Genomic DNA, 13,270 nt, shown 5'->3' on the forward strand with positions numbered 1-13,270 from the left:
CGGAGCCGGGAGCCGTCGCCATGGGGCACTACAAGTCGAATCTCCGCGACATCGAGTTCAACCTCTTCGAAGTACTCGGGCGCGACAAGGTGTACGGCACCGGCCCGTTCGGGGAGATGGACGTCGAGACCGCGAAGAGCATCCTGGAGGAGCTGACCCGTCTCTCGGAGAACGAGCTGGCGGAATCCTTCATCGACGCCGACCGCAACCCGCCGGTCTTCGACCCGGAGACCAACACCGCGCCGGTCCCCGCGTCCTTCAAGAAGAGCTACCAGGCCTTCATGGACTCCGAGTACTGGCGCCTCGGCCTGCCCGAGGAGATCGGCGGCACCACCTCGCCCCGCTCCCTGATCTGGGCGTACGCCGAGCTCATCCTGGGCGCCAACCCGGCCGTGTGGATGTACTCCTCGGGCCCGGCCTTCGCCGGCATCCTCTTCGAGGAGGGCAACGAGGTCCAGAAGCACATAGCCACGTTCGCCACGGAGAAGCAGTGGGGCTCCACGATGGTGCTCACCGAGCCCGACGCGGGCTCCGACGTGGGCGCCGGCCGCACCAAGGCCGTGCAGCAGGAGGACGGCTCCTGGCACATCGAGGGCGTGAAGCGCTTCATCACGTCCGGTGAGCACGACATGTCGGAGAACATCCTCCACTACGTGCTGGCCCGCCCCGAGGGCGCCGGCCCCGGCACCAAGGGCCTGTCCCTCTTCCTCGTCCCGAAGTACCTCTTCGACTTCGAGACCGGCGAGCTGGGCGAGCGCAACGGCGCCTACGCCACCAACGTCGAGCACAAGATGGGCCTGAAGGCCTCCAACACCTGCGAGATGACCTTCGGCGACCAGCACCCCGCCAAGGGCTGGCTGATCGGCGACAAGCACGACGGCATCCGCCAGATGTTCCGCATCATCGAGTTCGCCCGCATGATGGTCGGCACGAAGGCGATCTCCACGCTCTCCACGGGCTACCTGAACGCGCTGGAGTACGCCAAGGAGCGCGTCCAGGGCCCCGACCTGGCGAACTTCATGGACAAGACCGCGCCCAAGGTCACCGTCACCCACCACCCCGACGTGCGCCGCTCGCTGATGACGCAGAAGGCGTACGCGGAGGGCATGCGGGCGCTGGTCCTCTACACCGCCTCCGTCCAGGACGAGATCCAGGTCAAGGAGGCCGCGGGCGAGGACGTCTCCACCCTGGAGGCCCTGAACGACCTGCTCCTGCCCATCGTCAAGGGCTACGGCTCCGAGAAGGGCTACGAGCAGCTCGCCCAGTCGCTGCAGACCTTCGGCGGCTCGGGCTTCCTCCAGGAGTACCCGATCGAGCAGTACATCCGGGACTCCAAGATCGACACCCTCTACGAGGGCACCACGGCGATCCAGGGCCAGGACTTCTTCTTCCGGAAGATCGTCCGCAACCAGGGCGCCGCGCTGAACTCCCTCGCCGAGGACATCAAGAAGTTCCTGGCCCTCGGCACGGGCGGCGAGGAGCTGGCCGGTGCCCGCGAGCACCTCGCCAAGGCCGCCGTCGAGCTGGAGGCCATCGTCGGCCTGATGCTGACCGACCTCGCGGCCACCGAGCACGACGTCAAGAACATCTACAAGGTCGGGCTCAACACGACCCGCCTGCTGATGGCCTCCGGTGACGTGATCGTCGGCTACCTGCTGCTCAAGGGCGCCTCGGTCGCCGCCGAGAAGCTGGAGACGGCCTCCGCCAAGGATGTGGCCTTCTACACCGGGAAGATCGCCGCGGCGAGGTTCTTCGCCGCGAACGTCCTGCCCGGCGTCACCCTGGCCCGCAAGATCGCCGAGGGCGTCGAGCTGGACCTGATGGAGCTGGACGAGGCCGCGTTCTAGATCTCTCACGTCCTCTGTTCGAGGGCCTGTTCCCTTACCCCGGGAACAGGCCCTCGTCCGTCGTTAAAGTGAACCTATGAGCGAACCAGCCCGCTTCGACCGCGGCCACACCGACGACCTCATGACCTTCCTGGCGGCGAGCCCGTCGCCGTACCACGCCGTGGCGACCGCCGCCGAGCGGCTGGAGAAGGCGGGCTTCCGGCAGGTCGCGGAGACGGACGCCTGGGAGGGGACGAGCGGCGGCAAGTACGTGCTGCGCGGCGGCGCGATCGTCGCCTGGTACGTGCCGGAGGGCGCCGCGCCCCACACGCCGTTCCGGATCGTCGGCGCCCACACCGACTCCCCCAACCTGCGCGTCAAGCCGCTGCCCGACAGCGGGGCGCACGGCTGGCGCCAGGTCGCCGTGGAGATCTACGGCGGACCGCTGCTCAACTCCTGGCTGGACCGCGACCTGGGCCTCGCCGGCCGCCTCACCCTGCGCGACGGCTCGACGCGCCTGGTCAACGTCGACCGGCCGCTGCTGCGCGTCCCGCAACTCGCCATCCACCTGGACCGCTCGGTGACGGCGGACGGCCTCAAGCTCGACAAGCAGCGGCACCTGCAGCCGGTCTGGGGCCTGGGCAACCACGTGCGCGACGGCGACCTGATCGCCTTCCTGGAGGAGACGGCCGGCCTCCCCGCGGGCGAGGTCACCGGCTGGGACCTGATGACGCACTCCGTGGAACCGCCCGCCTACCTGGGCCGCGACCGCGAACTGCTGGCCGGCCCGCGCATGGACAACCTGCTCTCCGTACACGCCGGCACGGCGGCCCTCGCGGCCGTGGCCTCCGGCGCGTCGAACCCGGCGTCCATCCCGGTCCTGGCCGCCTTCGACCACGAGGAGAACGGCTCCCAGTCCGACACCGGCGCGGACGGGCCGCTGCTCGGCAACGTGCTGGAGCGCTCGGTGTTCGCCCGCGGCGGCTCCTACGAGGACCGCGCCCGCGCCTTCGCCGGCACGGTCTGTCTGTCCTCCGACACGGGCCACGCCGTCCACCCCAACTACGCGGAGCGGCACGACCCGACGCACCACCCGCGCGTCAACGGCGGCCCGATCCTCAAGGTCAACGTCAACAACCGCTACGCCACGGACGGTTCGGGCCGCGCCGAGTTCGCGGCGGCCTGCGAGCAGGCGGGCGTGCCCTTCCAGTCCTTCGTCTCCAACAACTCCATGCCCTGCGGCACCACGATCGGCCCGATCACCGCCGCCCGGCACGGCATCAGGACCGTCGACATCGGCGTGGCCATCCTGTCGATGCACAGCGTCCGCGAACTGTGCGGCGCCGACGACCCGTTCCTCCTCGCCAACGCGCTGACGGCGTTTCTGGAGAGGTAGAACGGGCCCTCACCGCATGGGTGTTCCCCACGGGGGTACCCGGTGTGCGGGCCGGAACGACCGGACCGGACCGTACAGGGAGGCGACACACATGGGCCTCGGCGGATGCATCATCCTCATCGCCGTGGGAGCCATCCTCACGTTCGCGACCGACTGGGACATGCAGGGGGTCAACCTCGACCTGGTCGGCATCATCCTGATGATCGTCGGACTGATCGGCGTCACCACGTTCAGCAGCATCGCCAGGCGCCGGCGCGTGGTGGTGCCCCCCACGACGCCGGTCGCGGACGACGGACGGCGCCACACGCGCGACGGCTACAGCGACGGGTACGGGGTGTGACGCCCCGGCAGATCCCGCAGGTCAGGCATCCATCCCGGCCAGCACCAGCGGAAGCCGGTCCGTCCCCGCCTCGGTGAGGCGGACGGGTACGCCCCAGTCCTGCTGGTGGACGTGACAGGCCGGGTACTCGTTGGCCGGGTCGTCGTCGCAAGAGGCGGCCATCGCGGAAACGTGCAGCACACCCTCCCTGACGGCGGGGTCGAGTTCGAGGGCGCGGGAGAGATCGGTTCCCGCGCCCTCGCCGGTGCGCAGCAGTTCCGGCGGGGTGGAGGAGACGAGCAGGCGAGTGGAAGGGCCGTAGCGGGTGTCCAGCTTCTGACCCGCCGGGGCCTGGAAGATCACGTCCAGCCGGAGCCGCCCCGGGGCCACTTCGGTGGCTTCGCGCTGCGTTCGGTGAGCGACCTCGGCGACCTTCACGGCCTCCTCCGGCAGCCGCAGCCGGGTCAGCCGGTGCCGGGCCGACTCCACGACCACGATGTCGTCGCCGACGAGCACGGCGTCGCTGGGCTCGCGCAGGTCCGTGGCCAGGGTCGTCACCTCCCCGGTCGCCGGGTCGTAGCGGCGCAGGGCGTGGTTGTACGTGTCGCTGACCGCGACGGACCCGTCCGGCAGCGCGGTGACGCCCAGCGGATGCTGGAGCAGGGCCTGTTCGGCGGCACCGTCCCGGTGCCCGAAGTCGAACAGGCCGGTGCCGACGGCGGTGTGGACGGAGCCGTCGGGCTCCACCCAGCGCAGGGCGGACGTCTCCGAGTCGGCGAGCCAGAGCCGCTCGGGCGTGGCGGCGAGCCCGGACGGCTGGGCGAACCAGGACTCGGCCCCCGGCCCGTCCACCAGCCCCTCGTTGGTCGTACCGGCCGTGACGGCCACCGTCCCCTCGGCCGGGTCGTACGCCCACAACTGATGCACACCGGCCATGGCGATCCAGACCTTCTCCTGCCACAGGGCGACGTCCCAGGGGGAGGAGAGGTCGACCTCGCGGGCCGGGCCCGAGGTGGGAGAGCCCTGCCACCACTGCCGGCCCGTACCGGCCAGGGTGGTGATCTCACCGGTGGTGAGGTCAAGCCGCCGCAGCGCGTGGTTGACCGTGTCGGCGACGACCACGGAGCCGTCGTCGAGAAGGGCCAGCCCCTGAGGCTCGTTGAAGGTGGCGGTCGACGCGTTCCCGTCGGCGAACCCGCGCGCCCCGGACCCGATCCTCCGCACCACGCTCTCGCCGTCCTCGGCGAGCTCCACCAGCTGATGCCGGGTCGTGTCGCTCACCAGGAGGTTCCCGCTCCGCAGCAGCACGGCCTTCCCCGGGAACCGCAGCGCCGTCGGCTCCGGCTCCGGCGCCACGTACGGCCCGTCCCCCCGCCGCAGCGTGCCCTTGGCGGCGTGCTCGGTCTCCAACTCCCCGACGAGCCGCTCAATGGCGTGCACATGCCCCTCACCGGCGTGCTGGGCGACCACGTACCCCTCGGGGTCGATCACCACCAGCGTCGGCCAGGCCCGTACGGCGTACTGCTTCCAGGTGGCCAGCTCCGGGTCGTCGAGCACCGGGTGCTCCACCCCGTACCGCTCCACGGCGTCGACGACCGCCTGATGCTCCGCCTCGTGCACGAACTTCGGCGAGTGCACCCCGATGACGACGACCGTGTCCCGGTGCTTCTCCTCGAGCTCACGGAGCTCGTCCAGGACGTGCAGGCAGTTGATGCAGCAGAACGTCCAGAAATCCAGGATGACGATGCGTCCCCGCAGGTCGGCGAGGGTGTACTGCTGCCCGCCCGTGTTCAGCCAGCCGCCCTTGCCGATCAGCTCGGGGGCACGGACGCGGGCGCGTCGGGGTGTGGAGTGGTCCATGCCCCCAGGGTGCCATCCGTCACTGACAGTCAGCTCAGCCCGTCGGCCTAGCGGCGGCGTTTCAAAGCGGGCCGCGGGGAAGCCCTGGTCTCATGAGATTCCTCGTGTACGACCGGCTTCTCGGTTTCGGTGACGACTACTGGATCGAGGACGAGCGCGGCAGCAAGGTGTTCCTCGTCGACGGCAAGGCCCTGCGGCTGCGGGACACCTGGGAGCTGAAGGACACCCAGGGGCGCGTTCTCGTCGACATCCACCAGAAGATGCTCGCCCTGCGCGACACGATGGTGCTGCAGCGGGCCGGAGAGCCGCTGGCGACGATCCGCAGGAAACGGCTGTCCCTGCTGCGCAACCACTACCGGGTGTCCCTGGCCGACGGCAACGAGCTGGACGTCAGCGGCAAGATCCTCGACCGGGAGTTCGCCGTCGAGTACGACGGGGAGCTGCTGGCGGTGATCTCCCGGCGGTGGCTGACCCTGCGGGACACCTACGGCGTGGACGTCGTCCGGGAGGACGCGGATCCGGCGCTGCTGATCGCCGTGGCGGTGTGTGTCATCCACCTGGCGGAGAAGGAGCGCGAGGACTGAGGAGCGCGAGGACTGAGGTCCTGCGGCGGTCCTACGGCCTGCGCGGGGGCTCCAGCCCCAGCAGGCGGTCCTTCAGCGCCGGGAACTGCTCGCGGGTCGTCGCGACCTTCCCCGGGTCGAACTCCACCGTGAGGACCTCCTCGTCGGCGCCCGCCTCGGCCAGCACCTCGCCCCACGGATCGACCACGATCGAGTGAGCGGCCTGGGGAACCGAGGCGTGCGTCCCGGCCGTTCCACAGGCGACGACGAACGACTGGTTCTCGACGGCCCGCGCCTGGGCCAGCAGCGTCCAGTGGGACCGGCGGCGCTCCGGCCAGCCCGCCGACACCACGAGCGTCTCGGCACCGGCGTCGACGAGACCGCGGAAGAGTTCGGGGAAACGGAGGTCGTAACAGGTGCTCAGACCCAGGACGGTCCCCGGCATGCGCACCGTCACCAGCTCGGCACCCGCGCCCATCAGCACCGCCTCGCCCTTGTCGAAGCCGAAGCGGTGGATCTTGCGGTAGGCGGCGGCCAGGTCGCCGGAGGGGGAGAAGACGAGGGAGGTGTTGTAGAGCGGTCCGTCGCCCGCGGCGGAGCCGCTGTCGGATGCAGTGCGTTCCGGGATGGATCCCGCGTGCAGCCACACGCCCGCGTCGCTCGCGGCCTTCGCCATCGCCTCGTACGTCGGCCCTTCGAGCGGCTCGGCCTCGCGCCCGAACTCCTCGTAGGCGAAGGCACCCGTGGTCCACAGCTCCGGCAGGACGACGAGATCGGCACCGGCCTGCTCCCGGACGAGCGACGCCACCCGCCGTCGGCGCGATTCGACCGATTCGCCCTCGTCTACGGCGATCTGGATCACAGAGGCGCGCACACTACCACCGTCCTGGCATTCGACCCGTCCACAAGGGCTTCCTCCCGGGCCTACGATCGTCACACGAAAGCACTGCCGGGGTGCCTCACAGCAGCGTAACTTAGCTGCCAAGACACCCGCCGACAGCCGCCACCTCCCACTGGCAACGCCGCCACCACCTGCCCGTGCACCGACCGCCGAGGGGTCCCGTTCCGTGAGTCTGCATCCCACCCTCCAGCCCTACGCCGACGCCTGGACCCACTCCATCGAAGCGATATCCGAGCTGGTCCAGCCGCTCGCGGAGGCCGAGTGGAACCGGCGGACGCCGTGCCCCGGGTGGTCGGTGCGGGACGTGGTCTCCCATGTCATCGGCCTGGACTGCGAGATGCTCGGCGACCCGCGCCCCATCCACACGCTCCCGCGCGACCTCTTCCACGTGACGAACGACCACCAGCGCTACATGGAGATGCAGGTCGACGTCCGCCGTCACCACACGGCGCCGGAGATGACCTCCGAGCTGGAGTACGTGGTCATCCGCCGCAACCGCCAGCTGCGGAACGAGTCGCGTGACCCGGGCACGAAGGTGCGCGGCCCGCTGGGCACGGAGCTGACGCTCGAGGAGTCCATGCGCCGGCACGCCTTCGGCGTGTGGGTGCACGAACAGGACCTGCGCACGGCCCTCGGGCGGCCCGGCAGCCTCGACTCCCCCGGCGCGCACGTCGCCCGTGACGTGCTGCTCTCCGAACTCCCGCGCGTGGTCGCCGAGAACGCCGGGGCGCCGCGCAGCTCGGCCGTCGTCTTCGACGTGCACGGCCCCGTCGAGTTCCTGCGCACGATCCGCGTCGACATCCAGGGCCGCGGCACCCTCGAAACGGCCCCCGCCCTGGGCCCCGCCGCGACCCTCACTCTCGACTGGGAGACCTACGTCCGCCTGGCCTGCGGCCGCGTGACACCGGAGGCGGTGTCCGACCGCCTCAAGACGGAGGGCGACCCGGACCTGACGGCGGCGATCCTGCGCAACTTCACGGTGACGCAGTAGGAGTGCCTGCTCAGCTGCGGGCGATTGGGCGGCCAGGGCCCGAAAACCCCGTGCCGCCACCCCACCCCCACCCGTAGCGTCCCCTGGCATGACCCCACCCCACCGCACCCGCCTCACCTTCCACGGCCCGTTGTCCGAGGCCCGGGCGGACCGCCTCGTACAACGGCTCGCCGGCAACACCCCCACCACCGTGCTGGACATCGGCTGCGGTCGGGGCGAACTCATGCTGCGCATCCTGGAAGCCGCACCGGAGGCCACCGGCCTCGGTATAGACCTCGACGCCGAGGACCTGTCCCGCGGCCGGCAGGCTGCGGAGCGACGGCACCTCACGGCCCGGGCCCGTTTCCTCGAGGAGTCCGCCACCGGAACCAGCCACGGGCCGGCCGACCTCGTGCTGTGCGTCGGCGCCAGCCAGGCCCTCGGCGACCATCTCCCCAAGGCCCTGGCCGAACTCCGCCGGCTCGTCGCCGACGGCGGCCGTGTCCTGCTCGGCGAAGGGTTCTGGCAGCGCACCCCGACCCCGGCCGAACTGTCCGGCATGTGGCCGGACGCCGCCGTCACCGACCACCCCGACCTCGCGGGCCTCGTGGACCTGGCGATCGAGGCCGGGTTCAGGCCGGAGTGGACGGAGACCGCGAGCCTCGACGAGTGGGAGGAGTTCGAGTCGGCGTACCTGGCGGACGTCGAGGTGTGGCTCGCCGAGCATCCCGGGCATCCGCTCGCGGCCGAGACCAGGCAGCGCGCGGACCGGCACCGTGCCCGATGGCTGACGTACCGCGGTGTCCTGGGGCTGGCCTACCTCACCCTCGTACCGACCGACTGAGAAACGTCAGACCGGTACGTGCACCGTCTCCACCCGGCTCGCGACCAGGCGTTCGCGCTCGCGCCGGATGGCACGCCCGCGCAGGCGCAGGATCTGGCTGACGCCGAGGGCCTGGAGCACGAAGACCGCCGAGAAGGCGATGCCGTAGTCGTCGCCGGTGGCGTCCAGCAGGACCCCGACGGCGAACAGGGTGGTCATGGAGGCCACGAAGCCGCCCATGTTGGTGATGCCGGAGGCGGTGCCCTGCCGCTCGGGCGGGTTCGCCGGGCGGGCGAAGTCGAAGCCGATCATCGACGCGGGCCCGCACGCCCCGAGGACCGTGCACAGCACGATCAGCAGCCACATCGGGGCGTGCTCGCCGGGGTAGGCCAGCGTCGCCGCCCACAGGGCCGCCGTCGTGCCGACCGTGCCGAGCGCGATGGGCAGTCGCGCCTCGTGGTGCCGGGCGACGATCTGGCCGTAGACCATGCCGACGCCCATGTTCGACAGCACGACGAGCGTGAGGAGTTCACCGGCGGTGGCGCGGGAGAGCCCCTGCGCCTCGACCAGGAACGGCAGGCCCCACAGCAGCAGGAAGACCATGGCCGGGAACTGGGTCGTGAAGTGCACCCACATCCCGAGCCGGGTCCCCGGCTCCCGCCAGGAGGCGGCGATCTGGCGTCGTACGTAGGCCGCGCCCTGGTGCGGGAGCGGCTCCGGCTCGTGGCCCTCCGGGTGGTCCTTCAGGAACAGCAGCACCAGCACGAAGACCACGGCCCCGGCGGCCGCGCTGCCCGCGAACGCCGCGGTCCAGCCGATGCCGTGCAGCAGCCGGGCCAGGACGAGCGTGGAGACGAGGTTGCCGGCCATGCCGACCAGGCCCGAGAACTGGGCGACGAGCGGCCCGCGCCGGGCCGGGAACCACCGGGTGCCCAGTCGCAGCACGCTGATGAACGTCAGCGCGTCCCCGCAGCCGAGCAGTGCCCGGGAGGCGAGCGCCATGCCGTACGACGGGGAGAACGCGAAGCCCAGCTGTCCGGCGGTGAACAGCACCGCCCCCAGTGCCAGCACCTTCTTGGTGCCGAGCCGGTCCACGAGCAGGCCGACGGGTATCTGCATGCCCGCGTAGACCAGCAGCTGGAGGATGGAGAACGTGGACAGGGCGGAGGCGTTGACGTGGAAGCGGTCGGCGGCGTCGAGGCCGGCCACGCCCAGGGACGTGCGGAAGATGACCGCGACGAAGTAGACCGAGACGCCGGTGCCCCAGATGGCCAGGGCCCGACGGCCGCCCGGCGGATCGCCCGGCAGGATGCCGGCGCTCATCGGACCTCCCCCCGGGCCAGGTGCGAGAACCAGCTGACGTGGCGGTGGACGAGTCCGACGGCCGCCTCGGCGTCCCCGGAGCGCAGGGCTTCGAGGATCTCCTCGTGTTCGGTGAGGGTCTTGGCGATCCGGTCGGGGTGGGAGTGCAGGACGGCGACGCCCATGCGCAGCTGGCGGTCGCGCAGTTGGTCGTAGAGGCGGGAGAGGATCTCGTTGCCGCCGCTGCGGACGATCTCGGCGTGGAAGCAGCGGTCGGTGACGGCGGCCGCGGCCAGGTCTCCGGCGGCGGCCTGCTCCTTCTGCCGGGCGAGGAGCGCTTCGAGGCGCTCGATGAGCCCGGGGGGCGCGGGCACGGCCTTGCGCGCCGCGTGTTCCTCGACGAGCAGCCGGGTCTCGACGACATCGGCGATCTCCTGCGCGGAGACGGGCAGGACGAGGGCTCCCTTTTTCGGGTAGAGCCTGATCAGGCCCTCGACCTCCAGCCGGAGCAGCGCCTCGCGCACCGGCGTGCGGGAGACGCCGACGGCCTCGGCGAGTTCGCCCTCGGTGAGCAGGGTCCCGCCCTCGTAGCGGCGCTCCAGGACGCCCTGTTTGACGTGGGTGTACACGCGGTCGGCGGCGGGAGGGTGCTTCACGGCCAGGGTCATGCCGACAGCATAGATACAACAGGTACGCGTGGATGTATCCGTCCGCGATGCGGACTTATGCGGGCTCGAATGTCACACGTCTGTGGCAAAGGGCGGGTCCCCCTCGGCAACAGCACAACCAACTGTGCTAGTTACGAGTCAGACACGTGCGGCTCCCTTCCCCTCGTCCTCAATTCGGCCGCACGCCTGGGGCATTCAACGCAATCGGGGTATTTCACTTGATAACCGGCATTAAGGGCACCCGTCTCCGTAGAGCCGCGGCCGTCGCCGTCACCACCGGCGCCATGCTCGCGACCGGAGCCCTCACCGTTGCGCCGGCGCAGGCCGCCACGGCGCCCACGATCGCCGCCAAGGGCGGCTACGTGATGAACAACGCGACCGGCAAGTCGCTCTACACCAAGGCTGCCGACACGCGTCGCTCCACCGGCTCGACCACCAAGATCATGACGGCCCTGGTGGTGCTGAAGCAGTCGAACCTCAACCTGGACAGCAAGGTCACGGTCCAGAAGGCGTACAGCGACTACATCGTCGACAACAACTGGGCGTCGAACGCCAAGTTGATCGTCGGCGACAAGGTCACCGTCCGCCAGCTGCTGTACGGGCTGATGCTGCCCTCCGGCTGCGACGCGGCGTACGCGCTCGCCGACAAGTTCGGCTCGGGCTCGACGCGGGCGGCGCGCGTGAAGTCGTTCATCGGCAAGATGAACACGACTGCCAAGAACATGGGTCTGAAGAACACCAACTTCGACTCGTTCGACGGCATCGGCCACGGCAAGAACTACTCCACGCCGCGTGACCTGACGAAGATCGCCAGCGCGGCGATGAAGAACTCCACGTTCCGCACGGTCGTCAAGACGAAGAAGTACACGGCGAAGACGACCACGAAGTCCGGCGGCACGCGGACGATGGCCGCGTGGGAGAACACCAACCCGCTGCTCGCGAGCTACACCGGCGCGATCGGCGTGAAGACCGGTTCCGGCCCGGAGGCCAAGTACTGCCTGGTCTTCGCCGCCACGCGGAACGGCAAGACAGTCATCGGCACGGTTCTCGCCTCGACGGACGGGCCCACCCGCAAGTCGGACGCGACGAAGCTGCTGAACTACGGCTTCACCCAGTAGGACAGGCACCACGGAAGGGGGGCTCACCGCCGTCGGCGGTGAGCCCCCCTTCGCGTGCCCCACAAGCCCGGGCCGCGGCGGCCGACTTCAGGCCCAGGTGATCAGGCGCTTCGGCTGCTCCAGGATCGCCGCCACGTCCGCCAGGACCTTCGAGCCCAGCTCGCCGTCGACCAGGCGGTGGTCGAAGGACAGGGCCAGGGTGGTGACCTGGCGGGGCTTCACCTTGCCCTTGTGGACCCACGGCTGGAGCTTGATCGCACCGACCGCGAGGATCGCGGACTCGCCGGGGTTGAGGATCGGCGTACCCGTGTCGACGCCGAAGACACCGACGTTGGTGATCGTCACCGTGCCGTTCTGCATGTCCGCCGGGGACGTCTTGCCGTCCCGGGCCGTCGACACCAGCTCGCCCAGCGACCCGGCGAGTTGCGGCAGCGTCTTGGCGTGGGCGTCCTTGATGTTCGGGACGATCAGTCCGCGCGGGGTCGCGGCCGCGATGCCCAGGTTCACGTAGTGCTTGACCACGATCTCCTGGGCGGCCTCGTCCCAGGACGCGTTGACGTCCGGGTTGCGCCTGATCGCGACGAGCAGGGCCTTGGCGATCAGCAGGAGGGGGTTCACGCGCAGGCCCGCGAACTCCTTGTCCTCCTTCAGCTCCTCGACCAGCTTCATCGTGCGCGTCACGTCGACCGTCACGAACTCCGTGACATGCGGCGCCGTGAACGCCGAGCCCACCATCGCCGCCGCCGTGGCCTTGCGGACGCCCTTGATCGGGATGCGGGTCTCGCGGGTGGTGTCGTACGACACCACCGCCGGGGCGGGCGCCGGGGCGGGGACCGCGGGGATCTCCGGCTGCGGTGCCTGCGGCGGGGCCACCGCCGCGTGCACGTCCTCGCGCGTGATGATGCCGTCCGGGCCGGTCGGGACGACCGTCGTCAGGTCGACGCCCAGATCCTTGGCCAGCTTGCGGACCGGGGGCTTGGCCAGCGGGCGTTCCTTGACGGCGGGAGCGGCGGGGGACGCCGGGGCGGCGGCCGAGGGCGCCCCTCCATGGCCGTTCAGCTCCGTCTGGATCGCCGTCGAGGCCTGCTGGACCGGGACCTGCTGGACCGGGACCTCCGGGCCCTTGCGGGGGCGACGGCGGGTGGAGGAGGCCGCCACCCCGTAGCCGACCAGGACCGGCTGGCGGCCGGAGCCCTCCGCCTTCGGTTCTTCGGTGGCCTCGGGGGCTTGCGCCTGCGGCTCGGCCGGCGCGGCCCCTCCGCTCACGTCGACCGCGATGATCGACGTGCCCACGTCGACCGTGGTGCCCTCGGGGAAGTGCAGGTCCCGGACCACGCCGTCGTACGGGATGGGCAGCTCGACGGCCGCCTTCGCCGTCTCGACCTCGCACACCACCTGGCCGTCGGTGACCTTGTCGCCGGGCTGGACGAACCACTTGAGGATCTCGGCCTCGGTGAGCCCCTCACCCACGTCCGGCATCTTGAACTCGCGTACGGACGCTTCCGTCATCGTCGTCACGACCCT

Annotated in this window: 12 protein-coding genes; 7 read left to right on the forward strand and 5 right to left on the reverse strand. The window is 70.6% G+C overall.

Translation table 11 applies throughout. From position 1 onward, the window contains the following. The first annotated feature begins 20 nt into the window (after window positions 1-20). The 3 genes from ACZ6I3_RS31340 (at window position 21) to ACZ6I3_RS31350 (ending at window position 3,562) form a co-directional block, all read left to right on the forward strand. Window positions 21-1,847 carry an acyl-CoA dehydrogenase gene (locus tag ACZ6I3_RS31340; protein ID WP_469419188.1) on the forward strand — a complete coding sequence of 609 codons (1,827 nt, stop codon included), beginning with the start codon at window positions 21-23 and terminating at the stop codon, window positions 1,845-1,847. 76 nt (window positions 1,848-1,923) lie between these two features. Continuing rightward, a complete protein-coding gene (locus ACZ6I3_RS31345) occupies window positions 1,924-3,222 on the forward strand; it encodes a M18 family aminopeptidase (RefSeq protein ID WP_469419190.1) in 1,299 nt (432 codons plus the stop codon). 91 nt (window positions 3,223-3,313) lie between these two features. Continuing rightward, complete coding sequence (locus ACZ6I3_RS31350) at window positions 3,314-3,562, forward strand: DUF6458 family protein (protein ID WP_184594045.1); 249 nt, start codon at window positions 3,314-3,316, stop codon at window positions 3,560-3,562. 21 nt (window positions 3,563-3,583) lie between these two features. On the opposite strand, the gene ACZ6I3_RS31355 is transcribed toward ACZ6I3_RS31350, so the two are convergent. Next, complete coding sequence (locus ACZ6I3_RS31355; RefSeq protein ID WP_469419192.1) at window positions 3,584-5,401, reverse strand: thioredoxin-like domain-containing protein; 1,818 nt, start codon at window positions 5,399-5,401, stop codon at window positions 3,584-3,586. A gap of 92 nt (window positions 5,402-5,493) precedes the next feature. Here ACZ6I3_RS31355 and ACZ6I3_RS31360 point away from each other — a divergent pair, with 92 nt between their 5' ends. After that, window positions 5,494-5,985 (forward strand): LURP-one-related/scramblase family protein, encoded by a 492-nt coding sequence (locus ACZ6I3_RS31360; protein ID WP_189727106.1) that lies wholly within the window; start codon window positions 5,494-5,496, stop codon window positions 5,983-5,985. A 31-nt stretch (window positions 5,986-6,016) separates the two neighbouring features. Here the strand turns inward: ACZ6I3_RS31360 and ACZ6I3_RS31365 are convergent, their stop codons facing one another. After that, entirely contained in the window at window positions 6,017-6,838 is an 822-nt protein-coding gene (locus ACZ6I3_RS31365; protein ID WP_469419194.1) for a carbon-nitrogen family hydrolase, read from the reverse strand. A gap of 193 nt (window positions 6,839-7,031) precedes the next feature. Here ACZ6I3_RS31365 and ACZ6I3_RS31370 point away from each other — a divergent pair, with 193 nt between their 5' ends. Together ACZ6I3_RS31370 and ACZ6I3_RS31375 are read left to right on the forward strand one after the other, a co-directional pair. Further along, window positions 7,032-7,856 carry a maleylpyruvate isomerase family mycothiol-dependent enzyme gene (locus ACZ6I3_RS31370; RefSeq protein ID WP_469419195.1) on the forward strand — a complete coding sequence of 275 codons (825 nt, stop codon included), beginning with the start codon at window positions 7,032-7,034 and terminating at the stop codon, window positions 7,854-7,856. Window positions 7,857-7,944: 88 nt separating this feature from the next. After that, complete coding sequence (locus ACZ6I3_RS31375; RefSeq protein WP_469419197.1) at window positions 7,945-8,679, forward strand: methyltransferase domain-containing protein; 735 nt, start codon at window positions 7,945-7,947, stop codon at window positions 8,677-8,679. Window positions 8,680-8,685: 6 nt separating this feature from the next. On the opposite strand, the gene ACZ6I3_RS31380 is transcribed toward ACZ6I3_RS31375, so the two are convergent. Both ACZ6I3_RS31380 and ACZ6I3_RS31385 read right to left on the reverse strand, forming a co-directional pair. After that, on the reverse strand, window positions 8,686-9,981 hold the full coding sequence (locus tag ACZ6I3_RS31380; RefSeq protein WP_469419198.1) for an MFS transporter: 1,296 nt from the start codon (window positions 9,979-9,981) through the stop codon (window positions 8,686-8,688). Continuing rightward, window positions 9,978-10,628: a GntR family transcriptional regulator gene (locus tag ACZ6I3_RS31385; protein WP_382833151.1), complete on the reverse strand. Its 651-nt coding sequence runs from the start codon at window positions 10,626-10,628 to the stop codon at window positions 9,978-9,980. Before ACZ6I3_RS31385 ends, ACZ6I3_RS31380 begins: the two co-directional genes overlap by 4 nt. A 218-nt stretch (window positions 10,629-10,846) precedes the next feature. Between ACZ6I3_RS31385 and ACZ6I3_RS31390 the strand changes: the two genes are divergently transcribed. Further along, entirely contained in the window at window positions 10,847-11,746 is a 900-nt protein-coding gene (locus tag ACZ6I3_RS31390; protein ID WP_469419200.1) for a D-alanyl-D-alanine carboxypeptidase family protein, read from the forward strand. A gap of 87 nt (window positions 11,747-11,833) precedes the next feature. On the opposite strand, the gene ACZ6I3_RS31395 is transcribed toward ACZ6I3_RS31390, so the two are convergent. Continuing rightward, window positions 11,834-13,264 (reverse strand): dihydrolipoamide acetyltransferase family protein, encoded by a 1,431-nt coding sequence (locus ACZ6I3_RS31395; protein ID WP_469419201.1) that lies wholly within the window; start codon window positions 13,262-13,264, stop codon window positions 11,834-11,836. Between the last annotated feature and the right edge of the window lie 6 nt (window positions 13,265-13,270).

The organism is Streptomyces sp. NPDC041940 (assembly GCF_055589465.1).